This window comes from Kocuria tytonicola (assembly GCF_003687455.1).
GTDB classification, from domain to species: domain Bacteria; phylum Actinomycetota; class Actinomycetes; order Actinomycetales; family Micrococcaceae; genus Kocuria; species Kocuria tytonicola.
Window position 1 is genome coordinate 23193 of the sequence record NZ_PHOA01000022.1, and the last position, 6260, is coordinate 29452.

General features: G+C 68.7%; 6 protein-coding genes. 4 read left to right on the forward strand and 2 right to left on the reverse strand.

Features of this window, described 5'->3' with window-relative positions; translation table 11 throughout:
* Positions 1 to 85: 85 nt before the first annotated feature.
* On the reverse strand, positions 86 to 571 hold the full coding sequence (locus CWC38_RS04375) for a MarR family winged helix-turn-helix transcriptional regulator (RefSeq protein WP_121845605.1): 486 nt from the start codon (positions 569 to 571) through the stop codon (positions 86 to 88).
* A gap of 116 nt (positions 572 to 687) precedes the next feature.
* On the opposite strand from CWC38_RS04375, the gene CWC38_RS04380 reads away from it, so the two are divergent.
* Complete coding sequence (locus CWC38_RS04380) at positions 688 to 1395, forward strand: hypothetical protein (RefSeq protein WP_121845606.1); 708 nt, start codon at positions 688 to 690, stop codon at positions 1393 to 1395.
* A 29-nt stretch (positions 1396 to 1424) separates the two neighbouring features.
* Here CWC38_RS04380 and CWC38_RS04385 read toward each other — a convergent pair whose 3' ends face one another.
* Positions 1425 to 1775 carry a hypothetical protein gene (locus tag CWC38_RS04385; protein ID WP_121845607.1) on the reverse strand — a complete coding sequence of 117 codons (351 nt, stop codon included), beginning with the start codon at positions 1773 to 1775 and terminating at the stop codon, positions 1425 to 1427.
* A 145-nt stretch (positions 1776 to 1920) separates the two neighbouring features.
* Here CWC38_RS04385 and CWC38_RS04390 point away from each other — a divergent pair, with 145 nt between their 5' ends.
* The 3 genes from CWC38_RS04390 to CWC38_RS04400 all read left to right on the forward strand — a co-directional run bounded on the left by CWC38_RS04390 (position 1921) and on the right by CWC38_RS04400 (position 6238).
* Entirely contained in the window at positions 1921 to 2751 is an 831-nt protein-coding gene (locus tag CWC38_RS04390; protein ID WP_121845608.1) for an aldo/keto reductase, read from the forward strand.
* 147 nt (positions 2752 to 2898) lie between these two features.
* Positions 2899 to 4410 (forward strand): peptide MFS transporter, encoded by a 1512-nt coding sequence (locus CWC38_RS04395; RefSeq protein WP_276309554.1) that lies wholly within the window; start codon positions 2899 to 2901, stop codon positions 4408 to 4410.
* Between the two features lie 316 nt (positions 4411 to 4726).
* Positions 4727 to 6238: an APC family permease gene (locus CWC38_RS04400; protein WP_121845610.1), complete on the forward strand. Its 1512-nt coding sequence runs from the start codon at positions 4727 to 4729 to the stop codon at positions 6236 to 6238.
* The last annotated feature ends 22 nt before the right edge of the window (positions 6239 to 6260 follow it).

Consider the following 6260-nt stretch of genomic DNA (forward strand, 5'->3'; position numbering starts at 1 on the left):
GGCTGCGGACGCCGGGGCCGCGGTGCCCCGGTTCCGCGCGGTCAGTCGGTCATTCGCCCGGTCGGACGTTCAGGACTTCCAGCGTTCAGGCCGAGCAGTCCAGTCCCAGAACGCTGCGGGCGGAGGCGCCGCAGTTCAGCGCGCGGCCGATCTCCCTCAGCTGGCCCACCTGCTCGTCGCTCAGCCGGTCGAAGACGATCTCCCGCACGTGGCGCACGTGCGCCGGGGCGGCCTCCTTGACCCGTTCCAGGCCGGCGGGCGTGATCTCGGCGATCACCACGCGACGGTCGTCCTGCCGACCCTCCCGCGTGACCAGCCCGTCCTTCTCCATGCGCGCGACGATGCGCGAGAGCCGGGACTGCGAAGTGTTCGTGGCGGTGGCCAGAGCTGACATCCGGTGCCGGTGGTCGGGCGCCTCGGACAGCATGGCGAGCACCAGGTACTCCGCCAGGGACATGCCCTCCTCGCTGCGCAGCTGACCCTCCACCGTTCCCGGCAGCCTGAACATGATCGACACGAGCGCAAGCCACGCCTCGCGCTCGTCCCCCGACAGCCACTTCGTCTCACTCATGGGAGAGATTCTAGTGAGCATATATTGACGCAGCAAATGTTTCCGGGCCGTCATGTCAGGCCGTACCTGGTACTCGGCCACGTGGAAGACGCCCTTGGCTGATTCATAATGGACCCATGGACTCCCTCGCCACCTGGCCCTCGCCCCTGTCTCTCGACGACCGCGGTTTCGACGCCGCCGCGATGCGCCAGCTGGGGCGGGCGTCGTCGTCCTCCGAACGCAGCGCGCGGGCCGAGGCCGCGGAGGGGGTCCAGGTCGAGACCGCGGAGGAGCCCGCAGCACAGGGCCCCGCCCCCTCGAAAGCGTCGCTCGGGGAGAAGCTGACCGCGTCCCTGCTGCTGGTGATCCCACTGGTCTCCGCCACCGTGGTGGTGCTCAGCGCGCTGCGCTGGGCGGACAGCCACAACGGCTGGTGGCTCGGGGTCGTCGCGGCGGTGCTGGTGCTCGCCGCGGTCTCCTGGGTCGCGGTGCTGCGGCGCTCGTTCGCCCGGGCGCAGGGCCACCTGGCGGCGCGGCTGCCGGGAGTGGTGGGGCACGGTGTGGGCATCATCCGCGAGCTGGACGTGGAGTCCCCGTTCGACGAGAACGGCATCTCGGACACCGTGACCGCGCACCTCACCCTGCGGGTCAACCCCACGCAGGGCCCCGCGTTCACCGGTTCCGTGGACGCGGTGTACCGGGCGGCGGACGCGGAGAAGCTCGAGGTCGGGGCGCACGGACCCGTCCGCTACCTGCGCTCGGACCCGGAGGCCTCCGTCACCATCGACGCCCGGCTGGACGCCGGGAAGGTGCAGCAGATCTACCGCGCGGCGGCCATGAACTGACACCCGCGCGGGGCGACGCCCGCGGGGGCTCAGGACGCGGAGTGCTCCCGCTCCTTGCGAGCTCCCTCCGCGGCGCCACGCGCAGGGGCGCGCAGGGCGGAGGACCCGCCGCGCGCCACCGCGGCGGGCGGGACGACGTCGTGCTGATCCGTCTCCGCCTCGGGCTCGGTGACCACTCGGGTCCCGGTGCCCCGGGCACGAGCGGGGGACTCGTTGATCTGGGTGATGCTCACGGCCATCACGTTGAGCACGATGCCCAGGATGGTGACGATCCATGCCAGAACGGGCATGGACCACACGGCGAAGAGCAGACCGATCACCACGAGTGCGAGCGAGGTGAGGTATGCGGGGGTCTTGGCGCGCCGGAAGTTGAACTGCATTCCCTTATTTCATCATGTTTGCGCACGGGGGCGCCCCCACCCACGGGCGCCCTCCCGACACTTCACCCAGAACTTAACCGCTTGTCAGACCCACCCGCGGCGCAGTTGACTGTGAGGTAGTTGTCAACGAAAGGACTGACGGAACATGACCAGGAACCAGACCGTGCAGCTCAACGACGGCCACTCGATCCCCCAGCTGGGCTTCGGCGTGTGGCAGGTGGACGCGGACGTGGCCGAGGACGTGGTGAGCCAGGCGCTGAAGATCGGCTACCGCCACATCGACACCGCCAAGATCTACGGTAACGAGGAAGGTGTGGGGCGCGCGATCGCCAGCAGCGGCATCCCGCGCGAGGAGCTGTTCGTCACCACCAAGCTGTGGAACGACGACCAGGGCTACGAGTCCACCCTGGAGGCCGTGGACAAGTCCCTGGAACGCCTGGGCCTGGACTACGTGGACCTGTACCTCATCCACTGGTCCCAGCCGGAGAAGGGCAAGTACCTGGACACCTGGAAGGCGTTCCAGGAGATCAAGGCGTCCGGCAAGGCACGCTCCATCGGCGTCTCGAACTTCACCGAGAAGGCCCTGCAGGACGTCCTGGACACCGGCGTGGTCCCCGCCGCGCACCAGATCGAGCTGCACCCGTACTTCACCCAGCAGGCCATGCGGGAGCTGGACTCCCGGCACGGGATCGTCACCGAGGCGTGGTCCCCGCTGGGCCAGGGCAAGGCGGACCTGCAGGACGAGATGATCGGGAAGATCGCCGAGGCGCACGGCGCCACCCCGGCGCAGGTGATCATCGCGTGGCACCTGGCCATCGGCAACGTGGTGTTCCCCAAGTCCGTCACCCCGCAGCGCATCCAGGAGAACTGGGACGCCCAGGACGTCACCCTCAGCCAGGACGAGGTACAGCAGATCAGCGCGCTGACCCGCGTCGACGGGCGCATCGGCCCGGACCCCGCGGACTTCAACGACTGATCCCGGCCGCCGTGCACACCGCGCCGGGGTGACCCGCAGCGGATCCCCGGCCAACGCCCCCGAGCCCCTCTCCGCAGGGACTCGGGGGCGTTCCTGCGGTGCGTCGAAGATCAGTTCACTGGACGTCCGGGTGCATCATGGTGAGTTATGAGTCAGCACACCCCGGTAGACGGCCCCCTCAGCGGCACGCCTGACCGCACCGCAGCACCCGTGGACCCGCACAACCCCGCGGGCAGGAAAACCTTCTTCGGCCAGCCCGGCATGCTGGCCAACCTCTTCTCCGTGGAGATGTGGGAGCGCTTCTCCTTCTACGGAATGCAGGCCCTGGTCCTGTACTACATGTACTACCCCGCAGCTCAGGGTGGTCTGGGCATCGACGAGGGCGTGGCCGCCGGCATCGTGGGTGCCTACGGGGGCACGGTGTACCTGTGCTCCATCCTGGGCGGCTGGGTTGCGGACCGCCTGCTCGGCTCCGAGCGCACCATGCTCTCCTCGGCCGTGCTGATCATGCTCGGCCACATCGCCCTGGCCTTCATCCCGGGAGTGGCGGGGCTGACCATCGGCCTGCTGAGCATTGCGATCGGCTCCGGCGGCCTCAAGACCACGTGCGTGAACCTCGTGGGCACCCTCTACGAGCGTGACGCCCCCCGCCGCGACGCAGGCTTCTCCCTCTACTACATGGGCGTGAACATCGGCGCCCTCTTCGGCCCGCTGCTCACGAGCTTCGCGTGGGGCACGTGGGGCTTCCACGCCGGGTTCGGCATCGCGGCGGTCTTCATGGCCCTCGGCCTCCTGCAGTACATCCTCACCCGCAAGGGCCTGCCCGAGACCGTCCACACCGTGGCCAACCGCCTGCCCCGCTCGCAGTACGGCAAGTGGGTCGGGATCGCCCTGGCGTTCGTCGCCGTGGTCCTGGTCCTGCTGTTCACGGGGATCCTCAACCCCGGCAACCTCTCGAACGCGGTGATCCTGGTGGTCGTGGTGGCCGCCATCCTGCTGTTCGCCACCATGCTCCGGGACAAGGGCCTCTCCTCGGACGAGCACTCCCGAGTCCTGGCGTTCATTCCCCTGTTCATTGCCACTGCGGCATTCTTCGCCCTCTTCCAGCAGCAGTTCACGGTGCTGGCCATCTACGCGGACACGCGCCTGAACCTGTCCCTCTTCGGCATGGACTTCAAGCCGTCGGCCGTGCAGTCCATCAACCCGGTGTTCATCATCGTGATGGGCATGGTCTTCGCCGCCGCGTGGACCAAGCTGGGCACCCGCCAGCCCAGCACCCCGGTCAAGTTCGGCATCGCGCTGCTGCTGATCGGTGTGGCGTTCCTGCTGTTCATCACCCAGGCCCAGACGGCCTCCGTGTTCGTCGGCTGGATCGTCCTCGTGCTGTTCTTCGCCACCCTCGGTGAGCTCTTCCTCTCCCCCGTGGGCCTGTCCCTGGCCACCAAGCTCGCGCCGCGGAAGTTCCCGGTGCAGATGGTGGCCCTGTACAACCTCTCGGTGGCGCTGGGCACCGCTCTCTCCGGCTCCCTCGCGGAGTTCTACTCCCGCGAGAACGAGGTGGGCTACTTCGGCACCATGGGCGCGATCACCATCGTGCTCGGCATCGTCATGCTGCTCGTGGCCAAGCCCGTCCTGAAGCTGATGCGCGGCATCCGCTGAGCGGACTGCCCACCTCCGGCACGCCGAGCGCCCCGTCATCCCCCGTGGATGCGGGGCGCTCGGCGCATCCGGGCCTGCGCGGCGTCGTCGTGGGTGCCGGCCGGCGCCACTGGCCCCGGGACTCCCCGCCCGGTTCCCCAGCCCCGCGCTCCGAGCGGGCAGGACGACGACGCCGCGCGCGCCCCGGGTGCCGATGACCCCCACGGGCGCCCGGCATACCTTAGGGTTGCCTGTACGCATGAGCCGCGAGTCACAGTTCACGCCCTGGAGGGTCCGACGGTGCGCGGCACGAGAAGGGCCAACCCCGGAGGAACACATGAGCGATTCCACGACACCGCGCGGTGCCACCTCGGCATCCAGCACGCCGAGCCGCGGCGTGGCCACGGCCGACCCCGCGACCGGAGGCACCGACCCCTCGGGGGAGAACCACGAGCTGAAGCGGGTCATGGGCCCGGGACTGCTCCTGCTGTTCATCGTGGGGGACATCCTGGGCACGGGCGTGTACGCCCTCACGGGCAACATCGCCGGTGAGATCGGCGGCGCGGCCTGGGCCCCCATCCTGGTGGCGTTCGTGGTGGCCACCATCACCGCGTTCTCCTACCTGGAGCTCGTGACCAAGTACCCCGGCGCCTCGGGTGCCGCGCTCTACACGCACAAGGCCTTCGGGATCCACTTCCTCACGTTCCTGGTGACGTTCGCGGTGCTGTGCTCGGGGCTCACCTCCGCGGCCACCGCCTCCAGCACCGTGGCCGCGAACTTCGCCAAGGGCTTCCACCTGCAGATGAGCCCCCTCGGGATCACCCTCGTGGCGGTGGGCTTCATGGCGCTGCTCGCGATCATCAACCTGCGCGGTGTGTCCGAGTCCGTGAAGCTGAACGTGGTGCTCACCTGCATCGAGCTCACGGGCCTGCTCATCGTGATCCTCGTGGGCTTCTGGGCCGCCGCCCAGGGCAACGCGGACTTCAGCCGCACGGTCATCTTCGAGACCTCGGACGACAAGGGCATGTTCCTGGCCCTGACCTCCGTGACCTCCCTGGCGTTCTTCTCCTTCGTGGGCTTCGAGGACTCGGTCAACATGGTCGAGGAGACCAAGGACCCCACCCGGAACTTCCCCCGCGTGATGCTGTTCGGTCTGTGCATCACGGGCGTGATCTACGTGCTGGTCTCCCTGTTCACCGTGGCGATCGTGCCCATCGGCCAGCTCGGCGAGTCCACCACCCCGCTGCTGGACGTGGTCAAGATCGGTGCGCCGAACATCCCCATCGACACCATCTACCCCTTCCTCACCATCTTCGCGGTGGCCAACACCGCCCTGATCAACATGCTCATGGCGTCCCGCCTGCTCTACGGCATGGCCAAGCAGGGCGTGATCCCGGGAGTGCTCGCCAAGGTACTGCCCGGTCGCCGCACCCCCTGGACGGCCATCCTCTTCACCACCGTCCTGGGCATGGTGCTGATCGTGATCGTGAACAACGCGATGGGCAAGAGCACCGCCTCCGCCCTGGGCGGCACCACCGCTCTGCTGCTGCTCGGCGTGTTCACCGTGGTCAACGTGGCCGCGATCGTCCTGCGGCGGGACCGCTCCCAGGAGGGCCACAAGTACTTCCACGCCCCGAAGGTGCTCCCCTACCTCGGCGCCGTCACGTGCGCGTTCCTGTTGGGGCCGTGGGCCCAGGACGCCATCGAGTACCAGATCGCCCTGGTGCTGATCGCGCTCGGCGTGGTGCTGTGGCTCGTGAACTTCCTGTACGCGCGCCTGTTCACCGGTCGCCGCACACGCTTCCAGCACCCCGAGGACATCGCCCACCTGGAGGACGTGGACCAGTGAGTCCGCTCCCCCAGATCCACCC

Bases quoted from the DNA above. Each gene is read 5' to 3' on its own strand.
- CWC38_RS04400 (WP_121845610.1), top strand. From the start codon at position 4,727: ATGAGCGATTCCACGACACCGCGCGGTGCCACCTCGGCATCCAGCACG.
- CWC38_RS04395 (WP_276309554.1), top strand. From the start codon at position 2,899: ATGAGTCAGCACACCCCGGTAGACGGCCCCCTCAGCGGCACGCCTGAC.
- CWC38_RS04390 (WP_121845608.1), top strand. From the start codon at position 1,921: ATGACCAGGAACCAGACCGTGCAGCTCAACGACGGCCACTCGATCCCC.
- CWC38_RS04385 (WP_121845607.1), bottom strand. From the start codon at position 1,775: ATGCAGTTCAACTTCCGGCGCGCCAAGACCCCCGCATACCTCACCTCG.
- CWC38_RS04375 (WP_121845605.1), bottom strand. From the start codon at position 571: ATGAGTGAGACGAAGTGGCTGTCGGGGGACGAGCGCGAGGCGTGGCTT.
- CWC38_RS04380 (WP_121845606.1), top strand. From the start codon at position 688: ATGGACTCCCTCGCCACCTGGCCCTCGCCCCTGTCTCTCGACGACCGC.